This is a genomic window from Mycobacterium sp. NGS24, assembly GCF_059813065.1.
This window is the reverse complement of record NZ_JCALDW010000003.1, coordinates 16,964-40,255: the sequence shown is the minus strand read 5'-3', so window position 1 is coordinate 40,255 and position 23,292 is coordinate 16,964. Positions and strand designations below refer to the sequence as shown.

Annotated in this window: 22 protein-coding genes; 17 read left to right on the top strand and 5 right to left on the bottom strand. The window is 68.7% G+C overall.

Translation table 11 applies throughout. From position 1 onward, the window contains the following. Positions 1-75 precede the first annotated feature (75 nt). Together AC5Y6Y_RS05635 and AC5Y6Y_RS05630 are read left to right on the top strand one after the other, a co-directional pair. Positions 76-1,548 carry a serine/threonine-protein kinase gene (locus AC5Y6Y_RS05635; protein ID WP_473139384.1) on the top strand — a complete coding sequence of 491 codons (1,473 nt, stop codon included), beginning with the start codon at positions 76-78 and terminating at the stop codon, positions 1,546-1,548. Beyond that, a complete protein-coding gene (locus tag AC5Y6Y_RS05630) occupies positions 1,545-2,045 on the top strand; it encodes an Rv1363c family protein (RefSeq protein WP_473139385.1) in 501 nt (166 codons plus the stop codon). Before AC5Y6Y_RS05635 ends, AC5Y6Y_RS05630 begins: the two co-directional genes overlap by 4 nt. A 1-nt stretch (position 2,046) precedes the next feature. Here AC5Y6Y_RS05630 and AC5Y6Y_RS05625 read toward each other — a convergent pair whose 3' ends face one another. Both AC5Y6Y_RS05625 and AC5Y6Y_RS05620 read right to left on the bottom strand, forming a co-directional pair. Further along, the gene (locus AC5Y6Y_RS05625; RefSeq protein ID WP_473139386.1) at positions 2,047-2,835 is read right to left on the bottom strand and encodes an alpha/beta fold hydrolase; all 789 of its coding nucleotides are present in this window, start codon (positions 2,833-2,835) and stop codon (positions 2,047-2,049) included. After that, positions 2,832-3,809: an o-succinylbenzoate synthase gene (locus tag AC5Y6Y_RS05620; RefSeq protein WP_473139387.1), complete on the bottom strand. Its 978-nt coding sequence runs from the start codon at positions 3,807-3,809 to the stop codon at positions 2,832-2,834. Before AC5Y6Y_RS05620 ends, AC5Y6Y_RS05625 begins: the two co-directional genes overlap by 4 nt. A 125-nt stretch (positions 3,810-3,934) precedes the next feature. Here AC5Y6Y_RS05620 and AC5Y6Y_RS05615 point away from each other — a divergent pair, with 125 nt between their 5' ends. Both AC5Y6Y_RS05615 and AC5Y6Y_RS05610 read left to right on the top strand, forming a co-directional pair. Then, positions 3,935-5,119, top strand: a complete 1,185-nt coding sequence (locus tag AC5Y6Y_RS05615; protein ID WP_473139388.1) for an alpha/beta hydrolase family protein — start codon at positions 3,935-3,937, stop codon at positions 5,117-5,119. 24 nt (positions 5,120-5,143) lie between these two features. Continuing rightward, a complete protein-coding gene (locus AC5Y6Y_RS05610; protein ID WP_473139389.1) occupies positions 5,144-6,610 on the top strand; it encodes a wax ester/triacylglycerol synthase family O-acyltransferase in 1,467 nt (488 codons plus the stop codon). Here AC5Y6Y_RS05610 and AC5Y6Y_RS05605 read toward each other — a convergent pair. Then, on the bottom strand, positions 6,604-8,202 hold the full coding sequence (locus AC5Y6Y_RS05605; protein ID WP_473139390.1) for an amidohydrolase: 1,599 nt from the start codon (positions 8,200-8,202) through the stop codon (positions 6,604-6,606). The two genes, AC5Y6Y_RS05610 and AC5Y6Y_RS05605, sit on opposite strands and share 7 nt — an antisense overlap. Positions 8,203-8,267: 65 nt before the next feature. On the opposite strand from AC5Y6Y_RS05605, the gene fadD8 reads away from it, so the two are divergent. From fadD8 to menE, 10 genes are all read left to right on the top strand, one after another. Beyond that, on the top strand, positions 8,268-9,869 hold the full coding sequence (gene fadD8 / locus AC5Y6Y_RS05600; RefSeq protein ID WP_463825701.1) for a fatty-acid--CoA ligase FadD8: 1,602 nt from the start codon (positions 8,268-8,270) through the stop codon (positions 9,867-9,869). A gap of 23 nt (positions 9,870-9,892) precedes the next feature. Continuing rightward, a complete protein-coding gene (locus AC5Y6Y_RS05595) occupies positions 9,893-10,345 on the top strand; it encodes a nitroreductase family deazaflavin-dependent oxidoreductase (RefSeq protein ID WP_463825700.1) in 453 nt (150 codons plus the stop codon). Further along, positions 10,342-11,028 carry a hypothetical protein gene (locus tag AC5Y6Y_RS05590; protein ID WP_473139391.1) on the top strand — a complete coding sequence of 229 codons (687 nt, stop codon included), beginning with the start codon at positions 10,342-10,344 and terminating at the stop codon, positions 11,026-11,028. Before AC5Y6Y_RS05595 ends, AC5Y6Y_RS05590 begins: the two co-directional genes overlap by 4 nt. Next, complete coding sequence (locus tag AC5Y6Y_RS05585) at positions 11,025-11,927, top strand: 1,4-dihydroxy-2-naphthoyl-CoA synthase (RefSeq protein ID WP_463825698.1); 903 nt, start codon at positions 11,025-11,027, stop codon at positions 11,925-11,927. The genes AC5Y6Y_RS05590 and AC5Y6Y_RS05585 overlap by 4 nt, the downstream gene beginning before the upstream one ends. A gap of 48 nt (positions 11,928-11,975) precedes the next feature. Beyond that, the gene (locus AC5Y6Y_RS05580; protein WP_473139392.1) at positions 11,976-12,857 is read left to right on the top strand and encodes an SDR family oxidoreductase; all 882 of its coding nucleotides are present in this window, start codon (positions 11,976-11,978) and stop codon (positions 12,855-12,857) included. A gap of 19 nt (positions 12,858-12,876) precedes the next feature. Next, entirely contained in the window at positions 12,877-13,263 is a 387-nt protein-coding gene (locus AC5Y6Y_RS05575) for a VOC family protein (RefSeq protein WP_463825696.1), read from the top strand. A 119-nt stretch (positions 13,264-13,382) separates the two neighbouring features. Next, entirely contained in the window at positions 13,383-14,609 is a 1,227-nt protein-coding gene (locus AC5Y6Y_RS05570) for an inorganic phosphate transporter (RefSeq protein WP_463825695.1), read from the top strand. Beyond that, entirely contained in the window at positions 14,606-14,881 is a 276-nt protein-coding gene (locus AC5Y6Y_RS05565; RefSeq protein WP_463825694.1) for a hypothetical protein, read from the top strand. Before AC5Y6Y_RS05570 ends, AC5Y6Y_RS05565 begins: the two co-directional genes overlap by 4 nt. A gap of 60 nt (positions 14,882-14,941) precedes the next feature. Further along, complete coding sequence (locus AC5Y6Y_RS05560; RefSeq protein ID WP_473139393.1) at positions 14,942-15,250, top strand: DUF3349 domain-containing protein; 309 nt, start codon at positions 14,942-14,944, stop codon at positions 15,248-15,250. Between the two features lie 44 nt (positions 15,251-15,294). Then, complete coding sequence (gene menE / locus AC5Y6Y_RS05555; protein ID WP_473139504.1) at positions 15,295-16,401, top strand: o-succinylbenzoate--CoA ligase; 1,107 nt, start codon at positions 15,295-15,297, stop codon at positions 16,399-16,401. Positions 16,402-16,407: 6 nt separating this feature from the next. On the opposite strand, the gene AC5Y6Y_RS05550 is transcribed toward menE, so the two are convergent. Beyond that, the gene (locus AC5Y6Y_RS05550; protein ID WP_463825692.1) at positions 16,408-18,510 is read right to left on the bottom strand and encodes a DUF7159 family protein; all 2,103 of its coding nucleotides are present in this window, start codon (positions 18,508-18,510) and stop codon (positions 16,408-16,410) included. 441 nt (positions 18,511-18,951) lie between these two features. On the opposite strand from AC5Y6Y_RS05550, the gene AC5Y6Y_RS05545 reads away from it, so the two are divergent. Continuing rightward, a complete protein-coding gene (locus AC5Y6Y_RS05545; RefSeq protein WP_499917931.1) occupies positions 18,952-20,496 on the top strand; it encodes a DUF7937 domain-containing protein in 1,545 nt (514 codons plus the stop codon). A gap of 4 nt (positions 20,497-20,500) precedes the next feature. On the opposite strand, the gene AC5Y6Y_RS05540 is transcribed toward AC5Y6Y_RS05545, so the two are convergent. After that, on the bottom strand, positions 20,501-21,277 hold the full coding sequence (locus AC5Y6Y_RS05540; protein WP_463825690.1) for an S-methyl-5'-thioadenosine phosphorylase: 777 nt from the start codon (positions 21,275-21,277) through the stop codon (positions 20,501-20,503). Between the two features lie 34 nt (positions 21,278-21,311). Here AC5Y6Y_RS05540 and AC5Y6Y_RS05535 point away from each other — a divergent pair, with 34 nt between their 5' ends. Both AC5Y6Y_RS05535 and fabH read left to right on the top strand, forming a co-directional pair. Then, positions 21,312-22,184: a 1,4-dihydroxy-2-naphthoate polyprenyltransferase gene (locus tag AC5Y6Y_RS05535; protein ID WP_473139395.1), complete on the top strand. Its 873-nt coding sequence runs from the start codon at positions 21,312-21,314 to the stop codon at positions 22,182-22,184. Between the two features lie 91 nt (positions 22,185-22,275). Then, positions 22,276-23,283 carry a beta-ketoacyl-ACP synthase III gene (gene fabH, locus AC5Y6Y_RS05530; protein WP_463825688.1) on the top strand — a complete coding sequence of 336 codons (1,008 nt, stop codon included), beginning with the start codon at positions 22,276-22,278 and terminating at the stop codon, positions 23,281-23,283. Positions 23,284-23,292: the final 9 nt, after the last annotated feature.

Below are 23,292 nucleotides of genomic sequence, written 5' to 3'. Positions count from 1 at the left end.
CGGCGGCTCCGTGGCTGCCGGCCCTGTTAACCGCGCGACCGACATTGCGACGATTCCTCAGTAGGATGCGCTGTTATGCCGCTACGCGATGGCGACGTCTTTGCTGGATACACGATCCTGCGTTTGCTCGGCTCCGGGGGAATGGGTGAGGTCTACCTCGCGCAGCATCCGCGGTTGCCGCGGTCGGAAGCGCTGAAGATCCTGCCTGCGGCGTTGACCGACGATTCCGAGTTCCGGGACCGTTTCAACCGCGAGGCCGACCTGGCGGCCACGCTGTGGCATCCCCACATCGTGGGCTTACACGACCGCGGCGAGTTCGACGGCCAGCTGTGGATCACCATGGACTATGTCGAGGGCACCGACGCCGCGCGCGCGTTACGGGACGCCGGGTCGACCGGCTTGCGGGAACAGGATGTGCTGGAAATCGTCGCCGCCGTCGCCGACGCGCTGGACTACGCGCACCAACGCAACCTGCTGCACCGCGACGTCAAGCCCGCCAACATCCTGCTCACCACCTCCGTGGTCGATCATCGCCGAATTCTGTTGGCCGACTTCGGGATTGCGCGGCGCGCCGACGACGTGAGTGGATTGACCGCGACAAATGTCACGCTCGGCTCGATCGTCTACGCGGCGCCCGAGCAGTTGATGGGCCAACCGTTGGACGGTCGGGCCGATCAATACGCGTTGGCGGCCACCGCTTTTCACCTGTTGACCGGTGTTGCACCGTTCAACCACTCCAATGCCGCAGTGATCATCGGCAAGCACCTCACCGCGCCGCCACCGCTGCTGGCCGAACACCGACCGCAGTTGGCACGGTTGGACGCGGTGCTGTCGAAAGCGATGGCCAAGGACCCCGCGCAGCGCTATCCGCGCTGTGTCGACTTCGCGCAGGCGCTCGGTGCGGCGATGGCCGTGGCGTCGATCGAACCGACGAGTCCGGCCTTCACGCCCTGGCCGCCGCCCGATCAGCAGATGCCCGCGCCGCCAGTGCCCGCGCCGCCGATGCCCCACCAGACCGTCCCGTGGCAGCCGTACCCCTATCCGGCGCCGACCCCCGCCCGACGCCGCTGGCCGGCGATCCTGGTGCCGCTGATCTTGGCCGTGCTGCTGCTCGGCGCCGCCGCTTTCGCTGTGACGCAGGTGATGCGGCCCGCACCGAAGTCCACTGCGGCACCGTCCTGGCAGCCGTATGTCGACTACGCCAAGCAGTTCACCGTCTGGCTGACCAGTATCAGTTACCAATCAGCCGACAGCGACATTCAGCGTGTTGTCGATGGATCGACCGGCCAATTTCACGACGACTTCGCACAACGAAGTTCCGATTTCCGCAAAGTCGTCGAGCAGTCGAAGGTGACTACCGTCGGGACAGTCGACAGCGCGGCGCTGAATTCTCTAACCGGGTCGACGGCTCAGGTGCTGGTCGCCGCGACGTCAAAAGTCACCAACAACGACGGTTCATCAATAGACCCGCGGAAGCAGCGTTTCATCCTGAGCGTCGACAAGATCGGCGCCACCTACAAGGTGTCGAACGTGGCGTTCGCGGTATGAAACGCGTCGCATGGTGGCTGCTCGTCGTCGCGCTCACGGCAGCGACGCTGGTCGCGGTAGGCGTCGGTAGTTGGCAACTACTGACGAAACAAAGCCACCCGGTAGTGGTGGCTGATCAATCCGCGGCGCGGCAGGCGGCGATCGACGCCGCGAGCAACGGAACCGTTAAGATCTTGAGCTATTCGCCCGATACCCTTGAGCAGGACTTCGCTGCCGCGAAAGCGTGTCTCACCGGCGACTTCCTCAACTCCTACGACCAGTTCACCCGCCAGATCATCGAACCAGCCGCTCGCACGAAGAGAGTGACCGCGAAGGCAAAAGTCGTACAGGCCGGGGTGGAGAGTCTGGCCCAGGACTCAGCGTCGATCCTGGTATTCACCAATCAGACGACGACCAGCACGGGCAAGTCCGACTCGGACCAGACCTCGAGCGCGATGCGGGTCGGTATGACGAAGGTCAAGGGCCGCTGGCTGATCAACCGCTTCGATCCGGTCTGACCTAAGCCTTGACCCCCGCGAAGAACTTCAACATCGCGGCATTGACGGCTTCCGGCCGTTCCAGGAACCCGAGATGCCCGGCGTCGGGGATCTGCAGGTAGCGCCCATTCGGCAACGCGTCGGCGACCTCGCGGCCCAGATGCGGCGGCGTGACCACGTCGTCGGAGAAGCCGAGTACCAGCACCGGTGCGGCGATGTTGCGATAGGCCGGCAACCGGTTGGTCTGCGGCGAGATATCCAGATGCCGGCGATATCCAGGAGTCAGCTTGGTCGGCCACATGCTGAACATCGCGATCCAGTCCGCGATCGCGGCGTCGTCGTTCAAGGTCTTGCGCGAAAAGCTCTCCAGCAGACGGACTTTCGCGTCATAGGTGGCTGGTAGCCGCACCCCCGCCGCGTCGAGATCGGACTCAGCTTGGCCGAAGAACTGGCGTGAGCGGTCCAGCCGACCGCGAGTGGCCATCAGCACCGCGGAGCTGACCAACTCCGAGCGCACCACCATGAGTTCCTGCGCGATGAACGATCCCATCGACACCCCGACGAGGCGGACCGGACCCAGATTCAGCGACTCGATCAGCGCGGCGGTGTCGGCGACCATGGTCGCCGTGGTGAAACCTTCGGCGTTCTCGGTCGCACCGATCCCCCGATTGTCGAATGTGACGCAGCGGTACCCGGCGGCCAGGAACGCCGGCACCTGGTGCAGATGCCAAGTGCGGCCGGCACCGCCACGACCGGCGATGAAGACGACGGGTTCACCGTTTCCCCTGTCGTCGTAAGCCAGGTTGATCACTCGCTCGACGGTACAAGCAGCGGGTGGCAGGCCTTGACCCGGTCGATCCACCACCGCCGCCGCTCTGCGGGCGCGGCCAGCGCCTGCAGCCGCGCCGGGTCGGGTGCTACCGGCCCGACCGGTAGGCAGCCGTCGAGGGGTTCAGCGACGTCCGCAACGTCGTCCAGGAACAATCTGCCGGTGCCCAGCCCGCAGGCATGACGCAACTCCGGCAACGCCGCGGCGGCGGTCAGGCCGTAGCCGATACCGACGGCGGAATCGAGTGCACTGGACACCACGATCGGGATGTCGATCTGCTCGGCGATCGACAGCATCGCCGAAATCCCGCCCAGCGGAGCAACTTTGAGCACCGCGATGTCGGCGGCTCCCGCACGCACCACGGCCAGTGGGTCCTGCGCCTTGCGGATGCTTTCGTCCGCCGCGATGGGTACCTCGACCCGTCGGCGCAGTTCGGCGAGCTCGGGCACCGTCGCGCAGGGTTGTTCGAGGTACTCCAGCGCGCCATCGGCCGTGAGCGCTGCAGCGGCCCGCGCCGCCTCGTCCACGCTCCAGCCGCCGTTGGCGTCCACCCGCACGGTCGAAACCGACGCGCGCACCGCATTCAGCCGGGCGACGTCGTCGGCCAGGCTCTGTCCCGGCTCGGCGACTTTCACCTTGGCGGTACCCGCGCCGGGGAACCGGGCCAGGACTTCGGGCACCTCGGCGGCACTGACGGCGGGAACGGTGGCATTGATGGGAACGCGGTCTCGCAGCACCGGCGGCGCCTCCAGATACGCGCTCTCGATCGCCGATGCCAGCCAGTGCGCGGCCTCCGGCGGTTCGTAATCGACGAAGGCGCCGAACTCCCCCCAACCCGCCGGGCCCTCGATCAGCGCCAGCTCGCGGGTGGTGATACCGCGAAAGCGCACCCGCATTGGCAGTGCCACGACGTGCAGCCGGTCCAGCAGGTCGTCGACGGTAGGGAGCGGGGACACCCTCGTAGGGTCTCAAATTCTGGCCGACCGCGCGTCCGCATGTGATAACGTGATTCTCCAAAATAGAGAAGTTAATTCTTCACAAGTGCGGCCGGAGGATCGATGACTGCCGAACGAGCGCGACGGTGAGGCGGTCGACCCGGTGGGGTCTGACCGTCGCGACCGCGTCGCTGGCAGCTGTCGGTGCGGCCGGCGCGCGCGAGGTCGCGCGGGTGACGACCGCGACCCGCAACGGCGTGACTGCGCGGGACGGCGTGCCGGTGCCACGGCCGTCGGTCGGCCTGGGGGTGGCTGCCGCCCTCGACGCCCTGGCCGCCGGCCCGATGCCGCTATTGTCGTCGCTCGGATCGCCGGAGCACTATGCGGTGGCATCGGCCGAACTCGACGCTGCCGTGGCGTATTACCGGGACGCCGGCTGGCTCGACGACCCGGGTCGCCGGCATCGACAGCCGCCTAGCCCTGACGTGCAGACGAACTCACTGCAGGGGATCGAGCTCGTCCGGTTCGACAGCGGTTGGCAGCCCGAGGCGGGCGAACCGGGCGCCGAGCGCTGGCGGTCGTTCGCCGCCAACCACACGGTGCCGGTCCGGCTGCTGCGTCACCCCGGCGCGCCCCGACCGTGGCTGGTCGCCGTCCACGGACAGGGCATGGGACGGCCCTCCGATCTCCGGATGCTGCGGGTGCGCCGGTTGCACGAGCAGCTCGGCATCAACGTGGCGCTCCCGGCACTCCCGTTGCACGGGTCTCGTGCCTGCGGCTACTCCCCCTACGCACAGTTCGCCTCCAACGTCTTCGCGACGAACAACGTGCTGGGGCTCACCCAGGCCGTGTGGGACATTCGCCGACTGCTGCAGTGGTTGCGCGACGACCAGCAGGCGCCTGCGGTCGGCGTGTTGGGGTTGTCTCTGGGCTCCTACGTGATCAGCTTGCTGGCGACGCTCGAGGGTGACCTCGCCTGCCTGGTCGCGGTCGTGCCCACCAGCGACCTGGCCGCGTCGATGCGCGAAGCCGTCCCGCTGACGTCCGCCAAGCGCCGGTTGCACCGTCAGGTGCACGACGATCGCTCAGCGCTGGTGCACCGGGTCGTGTCGCCGCTTGCCCGGCCTTGCCTGGTACCCCACGAACGGCGCCACATCGTGGCCGGTCAGGTCGACGGGATCGCCCCGCCCCGCGGCGCCGCCGAACTCTGGCGGCACTGGGACCAGCCGTCGATCGCCTGGCGGCCGCGCGGCCACCTCACCGCGTGGCGCGGGAGAGACTATGACGACCACATCGCCTCGGTCCTCACCTCGTGCGGACTGCGACACTAGCCGGGATGCACCTGAGGAGGAACCATGCGTCAGCTGTCCAGCGCTGACTGGACGATGGTGGCACTGGACACCGCGAACGCCCACAACACCGTCGGCATCGTCGGCATCTACGACCCGTCCACGCGCGACGGCGAGCCCGTCACCTACGAAGAGGTGCTGCGCTACGTCGAAGCGCGTCTGCATGTCGCCGAAAGCTTCCGGGAGCGACTCGTGCACGTACCGTTCGGCGTCGACCGGCCGTGGTGGATCCGGGACGGCGACTTCGACCTCGAATACCACGTCCGGCACATCGCCCTGCCCCGGCCCGGCAGTTGGCGGCAGCTGTGCACCCAGATCGCCCGCATCCACGCCCGGCCCCTTGATCTGACCCGGCCGCCCTGGGAGCTGTACCTGATCGACGGCCTCGACGGCGTCGACCACCTGCCGGAAGGTGCCTTCGCCGTGTTCCTACGCATCCACCATGCCGCCATCGACGGAGTCGCCGGCGCCGAGATCCTCACCGCAATCCACACCCACGAACCCGACGGGACGCCGCCGCCGGTGCCTGAGGGTTATGACTGGAAGCCCGACCCCACCCCGTCGGACGTCGAGCTGCTGAGCCGCGCGGCGCTGCACGGCGTCATCCGCCCCTTCGACGTGCTGGGCCGGGTCCGCAAGGTCGCACGCCAACTGCCCACCCTCGTGCAGGACAACCGCGACCCCGACGTGACCTCGCCCGCGTCGCTGCCCAGGGCGACCCGCTTCAACCAGATCGTGTCGCCACACCGCGTCTTCGGCACCGCCTACACCACGCTGGATGTCCTCAAAGAGATCCGTACCGCCATGCCGGAAGCCAAGATCAACGACATCGGCCTGGCCATCGTCGGCGGGGCCATTCGCCGCTACCTCGCCGACAAGGGCGAGCTGCCCGACCAGGCGCTGGTGGCGATGATGCCGATCTCGGTCCGGCCGACCAATACCCGCGCCACCGGCGCGGCGAGCTCGGCGACCAGCACCAATACCAGCGGCAACGAATACGCGGTGTCGCCCATCACGATGGCGACCGACCAAACCGACCCGCTGGAACGCCTGGCGCGCATCGTCACGTCGACCGCGCACGTCAAGGAATCCGGCGCGCATCCCGTGCGCTCGCTGATCGAGATGTCGGAGGAAGCCCTCGGCGGGCTGATGGGCACGGTCCAGCGGGCCGCGGTGCGCGCGCTGAGCCGGCGCGGGCGCGCCGTCGTCGCCCACACGCTGGTGAGCAACGTTCCCGGACCGCTGACCCCGATGTACTTCTGCGGCGCGCAGATGGTCGACACCACCGGCCTGGGCCCGGTGCTCGACGGTATGGGCCTGAACAACGGCATCGGCAGCTACGGCAACCGCGTGACCTTCTGCTTCACCGCCGACCGCGCCGCGCTGCCCGACCCCGAGGTCTACGAGCAGTGCCTGGGCGCGGCCGTCGACGAGCTTCTCGCCGCAGCCCGCGCGCGCACCGGCAGTCAGTGAACCTGGCGTCCCGCCAGATAGGTCGCGCGCACGTCGAGATCGGCGATCTGTTCCGGCGGCACGGTTCGGGGATCGGCGGACAGCACCACCAGGTCGGCGTACTTGCCGACCTCGATCGAGCCGATCACGTCGTCGGCGAACAACTGCCAGGCGGCGTCGATGGTCTGCGCTCGGATCGCCTGCTCGACGGTCAACCGCTCTTCGGGAGCGAGCACCCGGCCGCTGGGCGCCATCCGGGTGGCGGCCACGCTGATGTTGCGCAGCGGCTCCTCGGGGGTGACCGGTGGGTCGTTGTGCAGCGAGATCCGCATACCGGTGGCCACCGCCGACCCGGCCGGCATCCAGCGGTTGCCGCGTTCGGGGCCGAACAACCCGTCGACAATGACGTCGCCCCAGTAGTGGATCTGGTCGACGAAGATGCTGCAGGTGACGCCGAGGTCGTGGGCCCGCTGCAGTTGTTCGGGGCGGATCGCGCCGACGTGCTCGAGCCGCAGGCGATGGTCGTTGCGCGGATGGCGTTGCAGCGCTCCCTCATACACGTCGAGGATGGTGTCCACCCCGGCGTCGCCCTGGACGTGGCAGGCCATCTGCCAGCCACGCGGAAAATAGGCGCCGACGATCTCGGTGAGCTGCTCCTTGGTGTAGTTGGCGCAGCCGCAGGACCCCGGCCTGATCCCCGCGCTGCGGGTGGCCGGGGTGTCCAGGTAGGGAAACGACAGCGCGATGTTGCCGATCCACGGTGAGCCGTCGACCCAGATCTTGATGCCGACCTGACGCAGCATGTCGTCACCCTGGCCGGGTGTCGCATCGGAGTGCAACTGGGCGTTGGACACCTCGTAGGTGCGCAACCGCACCGTCAGTTCGTCGTGCAGCGCCGCGACCAGCGGACCGAACTTGGGGTCGAAGGCCATCTCCGAGCAGGTGGTCAGCCCGGCGCGATTGAGCCGCGCGCACTCGGCGCGCAGCATGTCCGGGTAGCTGTCGGCCGCGATGGCACCACCGAGCAGCGGGAACACCGCGCCGATCTCCTCGGCGGTGCCGTCGAGTTCGCCGTCGGCGAGGCGGCCGTACTTGGCGCCCTTGGGGTCGGGGGTGTCGCGGGTCAGGCCATTGAGCTGCGCGGCACGCGAGTTGAAGTACGCCTTGTGCCCGGAGTTGTGGATGATCACCAGCGGCCCGTCCGGCGCGATGCCGTCCAGCCAGGCCGGCGTGGGTTCGGGAAGTCCGGGCTGCAGCAGGGCGTCCCACCCGTTGAGGTAGGCGCCGTCAGAGCCGCGGCGGGCGGCCTCGCGCCGGATGGTGGCAACCACGTCGTCGGGATCCCGGATCGTGACCGGGCGGATGTCGACGATCCGGTCCGACAGCGCGACGGCCTCCATCAGCGGATGACCGTGCGCCTCGATGAAGCCGGGCAGCACGCAGCCGTCCCCGATGTCGACGATCCGGGTGTCCGGACCGACGAACCCGCCGACCTCGGAACGGGTCCCGACGGCGAGGATCCGGCCGTCGGCAATGGCGAGCGCCTCTGCGTCGGGGTGCTTTTCGTCGACGGTCAGTACCGTCCCGAAGATGACGGTGTCAGCGGCACTCATGTGGGCCGATACTACGGATCGAGGGTGCGGCCGACCCGAATTGCAACACGTTCTAGTCTGACCCTATGAGCGACGACCTGCTGCGAAACCCCACTCACAACGGCCACCTGCTCGCGGGTGCACTCAAGCGCCACAAGAACCGGCCGGTGCTGTTCCTCGGCGACACCACGCTGACCGGGGGCCAGCTGGCCGAGCGGGTCAGCCAGTACGTCCAGGCGTTCGAGGCGCTGAACGCCGGCACCGGAGTCACGGTGGGCCTGCTGTCGCTCAACCGTCCCGAGGTGCTGATGATCCTGGGCGCCAGTCAGACCCAGGGCTACCGTCGCGTCGCCCTGCATCCGCTGGGTTCGTTGGACGACCACGCCTACGTGCTCTCCGACGCCGGCGCCAGTGCGCTGATCATCGACCCCAACCCGATGTTCGTCGAACGCGCGCTGGGGCTGCTGGAGAAGGTCGACTCGCTCACGCAGATCCTGACCATCGGCCCGGTGCCCGAGCAGTTGAGCGAGGTGGCGGTCGACTTGTCCGCCGAGGCGGCCAAGTTCGAGCCCAAGCCACTGGTCGTCGCCGACCTGCCGCCCGACCACATCGGCGGCATGGCCTACACCGGCGGCACCACCGGCAAGCCCAAGGGCGTGATGGGCACCACCGGCAACATCGCGGCCATGACGCAGATCCAGCTCGCCGAGTGGGAGTGGCCCGAGCACCCGCGTTTCCTGATGTGCACGCCGCTGTCGCACGCCGGTGCGGCGTTCTTCACGCCGACGGTCGTCAAGGGCGGCGAAATGGTGGTGCTGGCCAAATTCGACCCGGCCGAAGTGCTGAGAGTCATTGAGGAGCAACGCATTACAGCCACCATGCTGGTGCCGTCGATGTTGTATGCGCTTATGGACCACCCGGATTCGCAGACCCGCGACCTGTCGTCGCTGGAGACCGTGTACTACGGCGCCTCGGCGATCAACCCGGTGCGGCTGGCCGAAGCGATCCGCCGGTTCGGACCGATCTTCGCCCAGTACTACGGCCAATCCGAGGCGCCCATGGTGATCACCTACCTGGCCAAGGCCGACCACGACGAGAAGCGGTTGACGTCCTGCGGACGCCCCACGCTGTTCGCCCGGGTCGCGCTGCTCGGCGAGGACGGGCAGCCCGTGCCCCAGGGTGAGCCCGGCGAAATCTGTGTCAGCGGACCGCTGTTGGCGGGCGGTTACTGGAACAAGCCGGAGGCGACCGCCGAGGCATTCAGGGACGGCTGGTTGCACACCGGTGACATGGCCCGTGAGGACGAGGACGGGTTCTACTTCATCGTCGACCGGGTCAAAGACATGATCGTCACCGGCGGATTCAACGTGTTCCCCCGCGAAGTCGAGGACGTGATCGCCGAGCACCCGGCCGTCGCCCAAGTGTGTGTGGTGGGCACGCCCGACGAGAAGTGGGGTGAGGCGGTCACTGCGGTGGTGGTGCTGCGTGCCGACGCCGCCCGGGATGACGCCGCGATCGAGAAGATGACCGCCGAGGTGCAGTCCGCGGTGAAGGAACGCAAAGGTTCGGTGCAGTCGCCCAAGCGGGTCGAGATCGTCGACTCGCTGCCGCTGACCGGGCTGGGCAAACCGGACAAGAAGGCAGTGCGGGCACGGTTCTGGGAAGGCGCCGGACGCGCCGTGGGCTGATTGCCGACGCTAGGGTGGCAGTCATGGCTGAACGGATCAAGCCGCCCTGGTGGCTCAAGCCGGTCAACACGGTGTTCATCCAGCTGTCGAAACTCGGCCTCACGTTCGGTGGCGAAAGTCCCGTCGTACTGACCGTGCCCGGCCGCAGGTCCGGCACACCGCGTTCGACACCGGTGACGCCGATGACGCTGGCCGGCCGACAGTATGTGGTGGGCGGCTTCCCGGGTGCCGACTGGGTCTTGAACGTAAGGGCTGCAAGGGAAATCACCCTGCAGCGCGGACGCAGCACCGAGCGCATCCGTGCGGTGGAGCTGTCCCCGGCGGAGGCAAAGCCGGTGCTGCGGGCGTTTCCGACCGAAGTGCCGAGCGGTGTCGGCTTCATGAAACGCTCCGGTCTGATCAAGGACGGGCGCCCCGAAGAATTCGAGGCGCTGGCCGGGCGGTGTGCGGTCTTCCGTCTCGAACCGATCCGATGAACCGCGCGCTACCCGCGGTGCCGCTACTCGCCGCCGGCCTGCTCGCGGCACCGGTCTCACAGGCGTCCGCGGGTTGCCCCCCGGGTGGGGCCGCGCTCCCGCCCGCCAGCGTGCAGCGACAGGTGGGCGATCTCGACGGGGACGGGCTGCCCGACGCACTGTTCATCGGCACGATGCAGAGCGCCGACGGCGCCACGAGCCGTGTCGTCGGGGTCAGCACCGCCAGCGGCGCGCGCACCGAGGTCGACATCACTTCGGCGAGCCCGATTCCGTTGCGGGCATTGGCTATTGAGGCCCAAGGCGACGGCCGACACCAGGTGATCGTCAGCGACGGACGCAGCGCGCGACTGTACGCGTTCGCCGACTGCCGCCTGCAGGTCGTCGTCGACGAGCACTACGGCAGGCCGTTCGTCTTCGACCTGGAGAACCTGCGCGACGACGGCACCGGCGTCGGCTGCAGTGATCTGGGCGACGGGCGCCGCCTGGTCGGGCTGCAGGCACTGGACAGCGGCGGCGAATGGACCGTTCGGCGCACCGAGATCAACCTCGACGGAACCCGTGCCGCCACGGGCCGGTCCGATACCCTGACCGCCACGTCCGCGCAGGACCCGGTGGTGGTCAGCGCCCAGACGATCAGCTGCGGAGCCTTGAGCATCGACCAGGACGGAGTTCAACAGCCTTGAGCGACAACCCATTCAACGCAGCACAGTGGCAGGTCGTGGACGGCTTCGACGACCTGACCGACATCACCTACCACCGCCATGTCGCCGACGCGACGGTCCGGGTCGCGTTCGACCGACCCGAGGTGCGCAACGCCTTCCGGCCGCACACCGTCGACGAGCTGTACCGGGCACTCGACCACGCGCGGATGTCCCCCGATGTGGGCGTGGTGCTGCTGACCGGTAACGGGCCCTCGCCCAAGGACGGCGGCTGGGCCTTCTGCTCCGGCGGTGACCAGCGCATCCGGGGTCGCAGCGGCTACCAGTACGCCGCCGGGGACACCGCCGACACCGTCGACGCGGCCCGGGCAGGCAGATTGCACATCCTGGAGGTGCAGCGGCTGATCCGGTTCATGCCCAAGGTGGTGATCTGCCTGGTCAACGGTTGGGCCGCGGGTGGCGGGCACAGCCTGCACGTGGTCTGCGATCTCACCCTGGCCAGTCGCGAGCACGCGCGGTTCAAGCAGACCGACGCCGATGTCGGCAGCTTCGACGGTGGCTACGGCAGCGCGTACCTCGCGCGCCAGGTGGGGCAGAAGTTCGCCCGCGAGATCTTCTTCCTGGGCCGGCCCTACACCGCCGAGCAGATGCACCGGATGGGTGCGGTGAACGAGGTGGTCGACCACGCCGACCTGGAAACCGTTGCAGTGCAGTGGGCCTCCGAGATCAACGCGAAATCGCCTCAGGCGCAACGGATGTTGAAGTACGCGTTCAACCTGCTCGACGACGGGTTGGTGGGTCAGCAACTGTTCGCCGGCGAAGCGACCCGGCTGGCGTACATGACCGACGAGGCCGTGGAGGGCCGCGACGCTTTCCTGGACAAGCGCAAACCGGACTGGAGCCCGTTCCCGCGGTACTTCTGAGGCGTCGCCGGACGCCGAGCGTCAAGCGGCCCTCACTACGCTCGCTTGATGAGTAAGAGTCCGCTGCGCCGCCTCACCGACCAATTGGTGCTGGCCAGCATGCGCCCGCCCGCCTCGCCGCAAGTGCTGCTCAACCGACCGGCGATCCGACCCGTCGACCTCGACGGCAAGCGCGTCCTGCTGACCGGAGCGTCCTCGGGAATCGGCGAGGCGGCAGCCGAACTTTTCGCCGAGCGCGGCGCCACGGTCGTCGTCGTCGCCCGCCGCCAGGATCTACTGGACGCGCTGGCCGACCGGATCACCACCGCGGGCGGTACCGCGCTGTCGCTACCATGCGACGTTTCGGACATGGCAGCCGTCGACGCGTTGGTGGCCGAGGTGAACCGGCGCATCGGCGGGGTGGACATCCTGGTCAACAACGCCGGCCGGTCCATCCGCCGACCGCTAGCGGAGTCGCTGGACCGCTGGCACGACGTCGAGCGCACCATGGTGCTCAACTACTACGCACCGTTGCGGCTGATGCGCGGCCTGGCGCCGGGGATGATCGAGCGTGGCGATGGGCACATCATCAACGTCTCCACCTGGGGGGTGCTGAACGAGGCATCCCCGCTGTTCGCGGTCTACAACGCCTCCAAGGCCGCGCTGACCTCGGTGACCCGGATCGCCGAAACCGAATGGGGCCCCAAAGGTGTGCATTCCACCGCCCTGTACTACCCGCTGGTCGCCACGCCGATGATCGCGCCGACGAAGGCCTACGACGGGTTGCCCGCGCTGACGCCCCGGGAGGCAGGCGAGTGGATGATCACCGCGGCGCGTACCCGGCCGGTCCAGATAGCGCCGCGAATGGCCATCGCGGCCAAGGCGCTCAACACCGTCGGCCCGCGCTGGGTCAACACCCTGATGCAGACGCGCAACGACCGCCGGGAGTGACACGTGCTAGACACGAAGGATGGAGATTCTGGCGAGCAGGATGCTCCTGCGGCCGACGGACTACCAGCGCTCGCTGAGCTTCTACCGGGACGAGATCGGGCTGGCCATCGCACGTGAATACGGGGCAGGGACAGTGTTTTTCGCTGGCCAGTCGCTACTGGAACTGACCGGCTACGACGAACCGGACCACTCCCGCGGGCCGTTTCCCGGCGCGCTGTGGCTGCAGGTGCGCGACCTGCAGGCAACCCAGGCTGAACTGCGCGGACGCGGGGTGCCGATCGCGCGGGAGGCGCGGCAAGAACCGTGGGGCCTGCACGAGATGCACGTGACCGATCCGGACGGCGTTGCGCTGATTTTCATCGAGGTGCCGCGGGGTCATCCGCTGCGGACGGATACCCGGCAGTGAGCGCGCACCAACCGAAGGTGAACTGCTAGGTAACATCTGGCAACGTCTCGCGATATTCCTGCTTTTTGCCTAGTCACCGGTTCGACAAGCGAACACTCCGAGCACCAGAATCAGGCCCTGTGAACCTCCAGTTGTTCCTCTTGATCATCGTCGTGATCACCGCATTAGCGTTCGACTTCACCAACGGGTTCCACGACACCGGCAACGCCATGGCAACCTCCATCGCCAGCGGCGCGCTCAAGCCCAAAGTGGCGGTGGCACTGTCGGCGGTGTTGAACCTGGTGGGCGCCTTCCTGTCGACCGCGGTGGCTGCCACGATCGCCAAGGGGCTGATCGATGCGCACATCGTGACCCTGGAGCTGGTGTTCGCCGGTCTGGTCGGCGGCGTGGTCTGGAACCTGCTGACCTGGTTGCTCGGGATCCCCTCGAGTTCCTCGCACGCACTGATCGGCGGCATCGTCGGTGCGACGATCGCCGCGGTCGGCGGTCACGGGGTGATCTGGAAGGGTGTCATCTCCAAAGCGATCATCCCGGCCGTGGTCTCGGCCTTATTGGCCATCTTCGTCGGGGCACTGGCCACCTGGCTGGTCTACCGAATCACCCGCGGCGTCCCGATCGAGCGCACCGAGGCCGGATTCCGGCGCGGCCAGATCGGCTCGGCCTCGCTGGTCTCGCTGGCGCACGGCACCAATGACGCCCAGAAGACGATGGGCATCATCTTCCTGGCGCTGATTTCCTACGGCGCCGTCAGCAAGACCGCCACCGTGCCGCCGCTGTGGGTGATCGTCGCCTGCGCGGTGGCGATGGCGTCCGGAACCTACCTGGGCGGCTGGCGGATCATCCGCACGCTGGGCAAGGGCCTGGTCGAGATCAAGTCCCCGCAGGGCATGGCTGCCGAATCATCTTCGGCGGCGGTCATTCTGCTGTCCGCCCACTTCGGCTACGCGCTGTCGACCACGCAGGTCTGCACCGGCTCGGTGATGGGCAGCGGACTGGGCAAACCCGGTGGCGAGGTGCGTTGGGGTGTCGCCGGGCGGATGGCGACCGCATGGCTGGTCACGCTGCCGCTGGCCGGGCTGGTCGGGGCGCTCACGTACTGGATAGTGCACCTCATCGGCGGCTATCCCGGCGCGATCATCGGCTTCGGCCTGCTGGTCGGGGTGTCCGCCGCCATCTACCGCCAGTCGCGCAAGGTCAAGGTCGACCACCGGAACGTCAACGAGGCGTGGGAGGGCAGCGTCACCGCCGGCCTCGAGGTCGCCGGCGTCGAGCCACCTGATGTTCCGCCATCCCCGCCAACCGAGTTCGGCACCGACGACCAGATTCCAGCGAGGAACGCCTCATGACCGGTTGGTTCAATTACGAAGCCACCCTGAAGATCCTGCTGTTCAGCCTGCTCGCCGGCGCGGCCCTGCCGGGGATCTTCGCGCTGGGTGTCCGGTTGCAGGCCGTGGGCACCGGAAACGTCAACGCCGACAAACGGAATCCCGCGCTGGTGGTGCTGGCTTGGACGATCTATGCCCTGGTTGTCGGCGTCGTCATCTTCGGGGTGCTCTACATCGCGCGCGACTTCATCGCGCATCACACTCACTATCCGTTCCTGGGGGCCAAGCTGTGACGACGCAAACCTGGTCGACCTAGGTTTTCCGGCCGTCCTGCCGGGTAAATTGATCAAACGATGAACCGATTCCTCAGCTCGATTGTGTCGTGGTTGCGGGCCGGCTATCCCGAAGGCATACCACCGACGGACTCCTTTGCGGTGCTCGCGTTGCTGGCACGCCGGTTGACGAACGACGAAATCAAAGCCGTCGCAAGCGAACTGATGCGGCGCGGCGAGCTCAACGTCGACAACATCGACATCGGTGTCGCAATCACTCAGCTCACCGACGACCTGCCGACTCCGGCCGACGTGGAACGGGTGCGAGCCCGACTGGCCACCAAGGGCTGGCCGCTCGACGACGCCCGGGACAACGGAGACCGCGCATAGCTATCCTGCGGCAGCTGCGCGTCCCGCCGGGCTCGGCCACCGCACTGCTGCTGCCCGCCCTTCGGCGCGTCCTGGACGGGCAGGATCCCGCGCTGGTCGCGGTACCGGACCAACCCCACTCCGACGCTCTGCTGCGCGCGCTGCGGGTCGGCGAGGCCATCGACGACGACGTGGCCGTGGTGGTGACGACCTCGGGCACCACCGGTGCACCCAAAGGCGCGTTGCTGACCGCAGCGGCGCTGCGCGCGAGCGCGACGGCCACCCACCGCCGTCTCGGCGGACCGGGCCGTTGGCTGCTGGCGGTGCCGCCCTATCACATCGCCGGGCTGCAGGTGTTGATCCGCAGCGTCGTCGCCGGTGCACCGCCGGTGGAACTCGATGTGTCGGGCGGCTTCGACATCGACGAATTGCCCGCTGCGATAACACGATTGGGGCCTGGCAGACGATACGCATCGCTGGTCGCAGCGCAGCTGGCCAAGGCGCTGACCGATCCCGCAGCCACCGCCGCCCTGGCCGAGCTGGACGCCATCCTGCTGGGGGGCGGGCCGACGCCGCGACCGGTGCTGGATGCCGCGGCGAGTGCCGGTCTCACCGTGGTGCGCACCTACGGGATGAGCGAGACGGCCGGCGGCTGCGTCTACGACGGTGTCGCGCTGGACGGGGTCGAGGTGCGGGTGCGCGCCGACCGCCGCATCGTGCTGGGCGGTGCCACCCTGGCCCGCGGTTACCGCAATCCGGTGAACCCCGACCCGTTCGCCGAACCGGGCTGGTTCGTCACCGATGACCTTGGCGCATTGGACGATTCGGGGACGCTGACCGTGCTCGGCCGAGTGGACGACGCGATCAGCACCGGGGGGCTCACCGTGTTGCCGGATCTGGTGGAGGCGGCGCTGCGCACCCACCCCGCAGTCGCCGACTGCGCTGTCTTCGGAGTTGCCGATGCCCGATTGGGCCAGCGGGTGGTCGCCGCGATCGTGGTGAGCCCCGGGTCGACGGCCCCGACGTTGGAGGCGCTGCGGACCCATGCCGATCACACCCTGGACATCACCGCGGCGCCTCGCGAGCTGCACATCGTCGCAGACCTGCCGCGCCGCGGGATCGGCAAACTCGACCGGGCGGCGTTGGCACGACGATTCGAAGCGGCGCGCTAACCGGCGTTACCGCGGACCCCGCGGGGTCTGGGGTGCCTGCGTTCGCGGCGCCTGCGTCTGGGGGGCCTGCGTGCGCGGCGCCGGCGCCTGTGTCTGCGGGGCCTGCGTGCGCGGCGCCGGTGCCTGCGTCTGCGGCGCCTGAGTCTGCGGGGCCTGCGTCCGTGGCTGCGGCGCCTGGGTCGGCTGCGGCGCCTGGGTCGGCTGCGGCGCCTGGGTCGGCTGTGGCGCCTGGGTCGGCTGCGGTGCCACCGTTGTCTGCCGGGGAGCGGCGGTGGTGGGAACGGCCGTCGACGGGGGCGCCGTGGTGGGCGGAATCGTCGTCGTCCGGGGCAGCGTAGTGGTGGGCTCGGTGGTGACCGCCGTCGTGCTGGGCGGTGAGGTCGGCGCAGTCGTGGGCGGCGTCGTGACAGCAGTCGTCGTGGGCGCCGTGGTGGTGACCGGTGTGGTGTACGGCGTCGTCGGCGGCGTCACCACCGGCCAGGTCGGCATGCCCGGCTGCCAGCCCGGGAACGGAACGATGATCGGCACCGGGATGGGCACGGGAGCGACCGGCGCCTGATTCGGCACGGGAGCGGCGGGCGTCCCACCGGGCACCGGGCTCTGTTGCCGCGGCGGCGCCTGAACAGCGGGAACTGTGCCGCCCTGGAACCCGACGGTGGGCGCCTCAGGCGGTGGGGGCGGCACCGGCGCCTGCTGCTCCGTCGGCAACAGGGGCATGAACTTGCCGGGCTGCGCATTCTGGTGACCTTCGACCGGCATCGACGCCGCGGTCGGACGGACGGTCACGGCCACCGCGACCGCTAACGAGGCGAAGCCGAGAACCGCGAACCCGACCACGGCATTGCTGATCAGCAGCCGCCGCAGACTCTGCGGTTGGCCACCGGCCGCTTCGGGGTCATCCTCGTCGAACCCGTCGTCGTACTCATCGGCGTACCCGTCGCCGTACTCGTCGAGGCCGTCGGAGTCGACCGGCAGGATGTCGTACTCGCCGGCCTGCGAATACGCCAGCTGCTCGTCGCCCGACCCCGGCGGACCCCCGTCGGCGGGCTGCATGTATGCGGTTGCATCTCCCGGGGTCCCCGGGTCACCCGCGGGCGCACCCGAATGGAAATACGCATGCGGGTTCGCGTCACCGGCCAGACCCGGGTCGCCCGGGGAAGCACTCGGGTCGGTGTAGGAGTGCGAGTACGAGACCAGAGTCATGTCGTCGGACGTGACCCCCTGAGGGGCGTTCGCCCCGCCGTCGCCCCAGATCGGGCTGGCCGTGGTCGCATCCGCCGGGAACGCCGAGTGATCCGCGCCCGAACCCGACGGGCCGAACCCGCCGTGGTCCGGGGGCAGGTGCGGATCTTCGATCGGCGACGCATAGCCGCCGCCGTCGCCCACCGGACCGGAAACGCCACCGTCGCCGGGTACCGCCGACTGGTCCACGCCCGAGCCGGACGGGCCGAAGCCGCCGGCCGAGCTGGATGAGCCGCCATCCGAGGGCAACACCGGCTGAGCCATCGTCGCGTTGGCGGACCCGAAGCCGCCACCATCGACGGGCGGTGCCGACTGGTCGAATCCCGACCCCGTGGGACCGGAGCCGTAGCCACCGTCGCCGCCCAGCGCGGGCGCGGCCATGGTGGCATCGGGAGACAACGCCGGGGCAGCCATCGTCGCGTCCGGGCCCGCGCCGTAATTGCCGTCCATCGGCGTCGCCGACATCATGGTCGCCGGCGCCGACGGGTCACCGGATGCCATCGGGCTGGACAGGTGGCTGCCGAACAGCAACGCCACAGCGGCGGCGCGGCCGGGACCCACCGGCCGCATGGCCGCCTGCGACTCCGGGACCAGCTGCACATTCGGCACGCCCGCGTAGTCCAGCGCCTGCCGTAAGCGCTCGGCCTGATAGTGGTCGGACCAGCACAACTCGGTCGCGAACAGCCGGTGCCCTTCGTCGGCCAGCAACCGGCTGGTGCCGACCACGGTGTCGGTCAGCATCCCGACCGAGTCTGCGGGCAGATTGATCGAATACTGGTCGATGACCTCATCACGGCGGGCAGCCACGTCGATCAGAGCCAGGCGTGCGACCCGGTCCGTGACCGCCACCCCCAACACGACGTCCATTGCGGCTCTCCTTCAGCTGGTTACCCCACAACCAGCGATGTCCCGGCATAATTACACTGCGATACCGTCAGGCACTATTCGTCATTCAGGCGACAAGGTTTGCACCTATGAGCGCAGCGTAACCGCATTCTCAACCGGCGGGGCCGGGCATAGCGAATCCTTCCGCTGTTCATAGCCTGCTCTCAGCCACTGCCACGTCGTCCGAATGGAGAATATGTTCGCAACCGAACAACGCAGTGGCCCCGGCAGGGGGTTCCCTTGCCGCCAGACCAACGCGGCACCCGCAGCACCCGACCTCAAACCCTGGGGGGCACCGTGAGCCTGAACAGCGACGACGCGCCGACCGGCCCCATCGCGGGCACTCGCACGGCGCCGCCCGGACCGCCACCCGCCGCGGGTACGTCGCAGCGCCCCGCACCGGCGCGGGAAGCCGCCGCGCAGCTGGCCAAGCGCAACACCCTGCGCGACCTCGTTGCGGTGGTCCTATTGCTGCTGGCACCGCTGTTCCCGTGGAACCTGTATTTCGGGTTGGGCATCCCGGGCAGCAGAGCGGTGCTGTGGGCCGTCGTGGGAGTGGTGACGCTGCTGTCGCTGACGGCGATCGCGGTGTCGCGTGCCCGACTCGACCCGGCAAAGCTCGCCAAGCTGCGGTTGAGCCTGAACCTTCCCTACGTGCTGGTGATCGTGGGCTTCATCGTTTTCGACGCGATCCAATCGATCGAATTCGGTGGCCAGGTGCATGTGCCGGGGGGCGTCGGACCGGGCGCCTGGCTGGGGTTCGCCGGCGCTCTGCTCAGTGCGCAGCCGGTGTTCGTCAGTCCGGTCATCGACGAAAGTCGGTACGCCCGGGGGCTGCGGGCCGCGCGGTTCATCGGTTACGTCTCGATGTTCGGGGCGGCGCTGAGCGCCGGCTTCAACCTGTGCTGGCGGTTGCGCTACGCCTTGCAGGGCGTCGAGGGTTCCGGGGAATTCGGCACCCAGAACATCGCGGTGATCCTGACCTCCGTCGTCTACGGAGCGGTGGCGCTGGCCGCCGTGCTGGTCGCGTCGCGGTGGATCCTGCGCAACACCAACGGATCCCGGTTGGCGACGCTGGCCCTGGGCGCCTCCAGCGTGGTGGCCGGCATCGTCGTGTGGACCCTGCCGGGCGGCCGCGAGATCGACGCGTTCCACGGCATCGCGCAGAACACCTCCACGGCCGGCGTCGGGTACGAGGGATACCTGGCTTGGGCCGGCGCGGCGGCGCTGTTCGCGCCGCTGGCCCTGTTCAGCTCCGCCCAGACCCGGTCGGACCGGGAGCTGTGGCGGGCCGCCATCCGCAAAGGCCTGGCGCTGATCATCGTCTGGTGCCTGGGCTCGGTGCTGATGAGATTCACCGACCTGGCCGTCGCGGTGATGCTGCGTTACCCGTTCTCGCGCTACGACACCATGACGTTGGCGGTGTTCGCTCTCGCCACCGGGGTGTTGGCGTGGTGGCTGCGCGCCAAGCTGGCCAGCGGACCGCTGCGGTCGTCGCTGCTGGTCTGGCTGAGCGGGCTGGTGTTCACCCTCGCAATCTCCCGGGTCGTCCTCGGCGTACTGCTGGCGCCCCGCTTCGATCAGGTCTCGGTCAACCCGGTCTACGGGAACAACCTGGCGCAACAGATCGACAGCATGTTCGACGTGACACTCTGCGGACTCGCCTTCTGCATTTTCGCCGCGGTCATCATCGCGGGACGTATCCGCAAACCTCGGCGCCGGATACGGCGACCCGGCCAGCGGCCCACCGCGGGCTCACCCGGACCGGGGCGCCCGGCCGCGCCCATCCCGACCCGGCCCGGCATGGCGCCACCACCATCGGAGGCCAGCACCACCCGGTTCGGGGCTGCCGGGGGCAGGCATGAGGCACCTACCTCGGTGCTGTCCGGCCCGTCGCCGCGGATTTTCCGGCCCGGCGAATCGGCACCGCGGCCGAAGATCTACCGCCCCCCGGGCAACCCGTCGTAGTTCTTCAGGGCAGCTCGAACGGCAACGGAACGCCGGCATGCCGGCGACAGTGCGTGCAGGTACGTTCACCCGCGACCCGGCTGATCGCCGCGCGCACCAGCCCTTTGAACTTCGGGATGTTCTTCTCGAATTCAGCGAACACGTCGATGCCTCTGACGCCCTCCCCCACCTCGACTCCGGCGTCGACATCGGTGATCAAGGCGATTGCGGCATAACATAATTCGAGTTCGCGAGCCAGTATCGCCTCCGGATACCCGGTCATGTTGATCAGTCCGAACCCGGCCGCGGCGAACCACCGGCTCTCCGCGCGGGTGGAAAATCGGGGGCCTTGGATGACCACCATGGTGCCGCCGTCGACGACATCGCCCAGCCCGGTGATTGCAGTCCGCAACGACGGACAGTACGGGTCGGCGAAGCTGGTGTGCACCCCGCCGGAGTCGAAGTAGGTGTCCGCCCGCCCACTGGTCCGGTCCACCAACTGATCAGGCACCACCACCGTGCCCGGCCCAACCTCGGGCTGCAGGCTGCCGACCGCGCAGGGGGCGAACACCCGCCGCACGCCGAGGGCACGCAGCGCCCACATGTTGGCCCGGTACGGCACGGTGTGCGGCGAGAACTCGTGCTTGGCACCGTGCCGGGGCAGAAAGGCGACGTCGTGCTCGCCGACGGCGCCGATCGTGATCGGCGCGCTGGGACTGCCCCATGGCGTGTCGGGAGACACCGTCCGGGTGCGGGACTCGAAAAACGTGTAGAAGCCGGTGCCACCGATCACTCCGAGCATCCGCCCATTGTCACGTATAGGGCAGGATCAGTTGGTGGCCACATTTGCGCAATGGGTGTCCGGTGCTCGCCCGCGGACGTTGCCGAACGCGGTGGCGCCCGTGATCGCCGGCACCGGCGCGGCGGCCTGGTTGCACGCGGCGGTGTGGTGGAAAGCGTTGCTGGCGCTCGGTGTCGCGATTCCGTTCATCGTGGGCGTGAACTACGCCAACGACTATTCCGACGGCATCCGCGGCACCGACGACGAGCGGGCCGGGCCGATGCGCCTGGTGGGTTCGCGGCTGGCCGCGCCGCGAGCGGTCGCCACCGCGGCGCTGGTCAGCCTGTTCCTGGGGTGTGTGTCCGGCCTGGTGCTGGCGCTGGTCAGTGGGCCCTGGCTGATCGGGGTCGGTATCGCCTGCGTCGCCGGCGCCTGGTTGTACACCGGGGGCGCCAAACCGTACGGCTACTCAGGGTTGGGCGAGGCCGCGGTTTTCGTGTTCTTCGGCCTGACCGCGGTGCTCGGCACCCAGTACACCCAGGCGTTGCGGATCGACTGGGTGGGGCTGGTGCTGGCCGTGGGGATCGGGGCGCTGTCGTCGTCGGTGCTGGTGGCCAACAATCTGCGCGACATACCCACCGACACCGTGTCCGGCAAGATCACGCTGGCGGTCCGCCTGGGCGACAGCCGCACCCGGGTGCTCTACCACGCCCTGCTGGCCGGCACCGCGGTGCTGACGCTGGTGCTGATGATCGCGACACCGTGGTGTGCCGCGGGCTTGGTCGCGACGCCGCTGGCGCTGCGCGCCGATCGCCCGGTGCGCTCGGGGCGTGGCGGGCCGGAGCTGATTCCGGTACTGCGCGACACCGGCCTGGCCATGGTGGTGTGGGCGACCGCGGTGGCCGCGGCGCTGACACTGGCCAGCTGAGAACGTGTTGACGACCCGGATGCGCGCCCCGCACCGACGCGCCTAGAGTCGATCAGGCTTGGGGGATTCGAGACTGCCCGGAAGGACGAAGATGTCTGAGATCGCCTCGGTCACCGGACCCAAGAAGATCGGCCTGCTCAGCGTGGGGGCCTACCGCCCCCAACGCGTCGTCACCAACGACGAGATCTGCCAGAACATCGACTCGTCCGACGAATGGATCTATGCCCGGACCGGCATCAAGACGCGACGCTTCGCTGCCGACCACGAGTCCGCGACCTCGATGGCGATCGAAGCCAGCCGGGAAGCACTCGCCCGGGCCGAGGTGGACGGTTCCGACATCGACGGCGTGATCGTGGCCACCAACACCCACTTCCTGCAGACGCCGGCCGCCGCACCCGCGGTCGCCACGGCGCTGGGCGCCAAGGGTGTGCCCGGATTCGACCTGTCGGTGGGATGTGCGGGTTTCGGTTACGCGCTCGGCGTCGCCGCGGACATGATCCGCGGCGGCAGCGCCCGCAAGATGCTGGTGGTGGGCACCGAGAAACTGTCCCCGACGGTCGACATGCTCGATCGCAGCAACTGTTTCATCTTCGCCGACGGCGCCGCGTCGGTGGTGGTGGGTGAGACGCCCGAGCAGGGCATCGGGCCGGCCGTCTGGGGCAGTGACGGGGAACAGGCCAACGCCATCCGTCAGGACATCGACTGGATCACCTACACGGAGAACCCGACCGGACCCCGCCCGTTTCTGCGGATGGAGGGCACCGCCGTGTTCCGGTGGGCCGCGTTCGAGATGGGCAAGGTCGGCCGGCAGGCGATGGACGCCGCAGGAGTGCGGTCCGATGAGATCGACGTCTTCATCCCGCACCAAGCCAACAGCAGGATCAACGAGCTGCTGGCCAAGAACATGCAGCTGCGCCCGGACGCCGTCGTCGCCAACGACATCGAGCACACCGGCAACACCTCGGCGGCCTCGATTCCGCTGGCGATGCACGAGCTGTTGGCGACCGGCGCGGCCAAGGGTGGTGACCTGGCCCTGCTGATCGGCTACGGCGCCGGTCTGAGCTATGCCGCGCAGGTGGTGCGGATGCCGACGGGCTGAAGCCCGGCG

Excerpts from the sequence above, each read along its gene's own strand:
- AC5Y6Y_RS05635 (WP_473139384.1), top strand. The coding sequence starts at position 76 with ATGCCGCTACGCGATGGCGACGTCTTTGCTGGATACACGATCCTGCGT.
- AC5Y6Y_RS05630 (WP_473139385.1), top strand. The coding sequence starts at position 1,545 with ATGAAACGCGTCGCATGGTGGCTGCTCGTCGTCGCGCTCACGGCAGCG.
- AC5Y6Y_RS05610 (WP_473139389.1), top strand. The coding sequence starts at position 5,144 with ATGCGTCAGCTGTCCAGCGCTGACTGGACGATGGTGGCACTGGACACC.
- AC5Y6Y_RS05605 (WP_473139390.1), bottom strand. The coding sequence starts at position 8,202 with ATGAGTGCCGCTGACACCGTCATCTTCGGGACGGTACTGACCGTCGAC.
- fadD8 (WP_463825701.1), top strand. The coding sequence starts at position 8,268 with ATGAGCGACGACCTGCTGCGAAACCCCACTCACAACGGCCACCTGCTC.
- AC5Y6Y_RS05595 (WP_463825700.1), top strand. The coding sequence starts at position 9,893 with ATGGCTGAACGGATCAAGCCGCCCTGGTGGCTCAAGCCGGTCAACACG.
- AC5Y6Y_RS05590 (WP_473139391.1), top strand. The coding sequence starts at position 10,342 with ATGAACCGCGCGCTACCCGCGGTGCCGCTACTCGCCGCCGGCCTGCTC.
- AC5Y6Y_RS05580 (WP_473139392.1), top strand. The coding sequence starts at position 11,976 with ATGAGTAAGAGTCCGCTGCGCCGCCTCACCGACCAATTGGTGCTGGCC.
- AC5Y6Y_RS05575 (WP_463825696.1), top strand. The coding sequence starts at position 12,877 with ATGGAGATTCTGGCGAGCAGGATGCTCCTGCGGCCGACGGACTACCAG.
- AC5Y6Y_RS05565 (WP_463825694.1), top strand. The coding sequence starts at position 14,606 with ATGACCGGTTGGTTCAATTACGAAGCCACCCTGAAGATCCTGCTGTTC.
- AC5Y6Y_RS05560 (WP_473139393.1), top strand. The coding sequence starts at position 14,942 with ATGAACCGATTCCTCAGCTCGATTGTGTCGTGGTTGCGGGCCGGCTAT.
- AC5Y6Y_RS05550 (WP_463825692.1), bottom strand. The coding sequence starts at position 18,510 with ATGGACGTCGTGTTGGGGGTGGCGGTCACGGACCGGGTCGCACGCCTG.
- AC5Y6Y_RS05540 (WP_463825690.1), bottom strand. The coding sequence starts at position 21,277 with ATGCTCGGAGTGATCGGTGGCACCGGCTTCTACACGTTTTTCGAGTCC.
- fabH (WP_463825688.1), top strand. The coding sequence starts at position 22,276 with ATGTCTGAGATCGCCTCGGTCACCGGACCCAAGAAGATCGGCCTGCTC.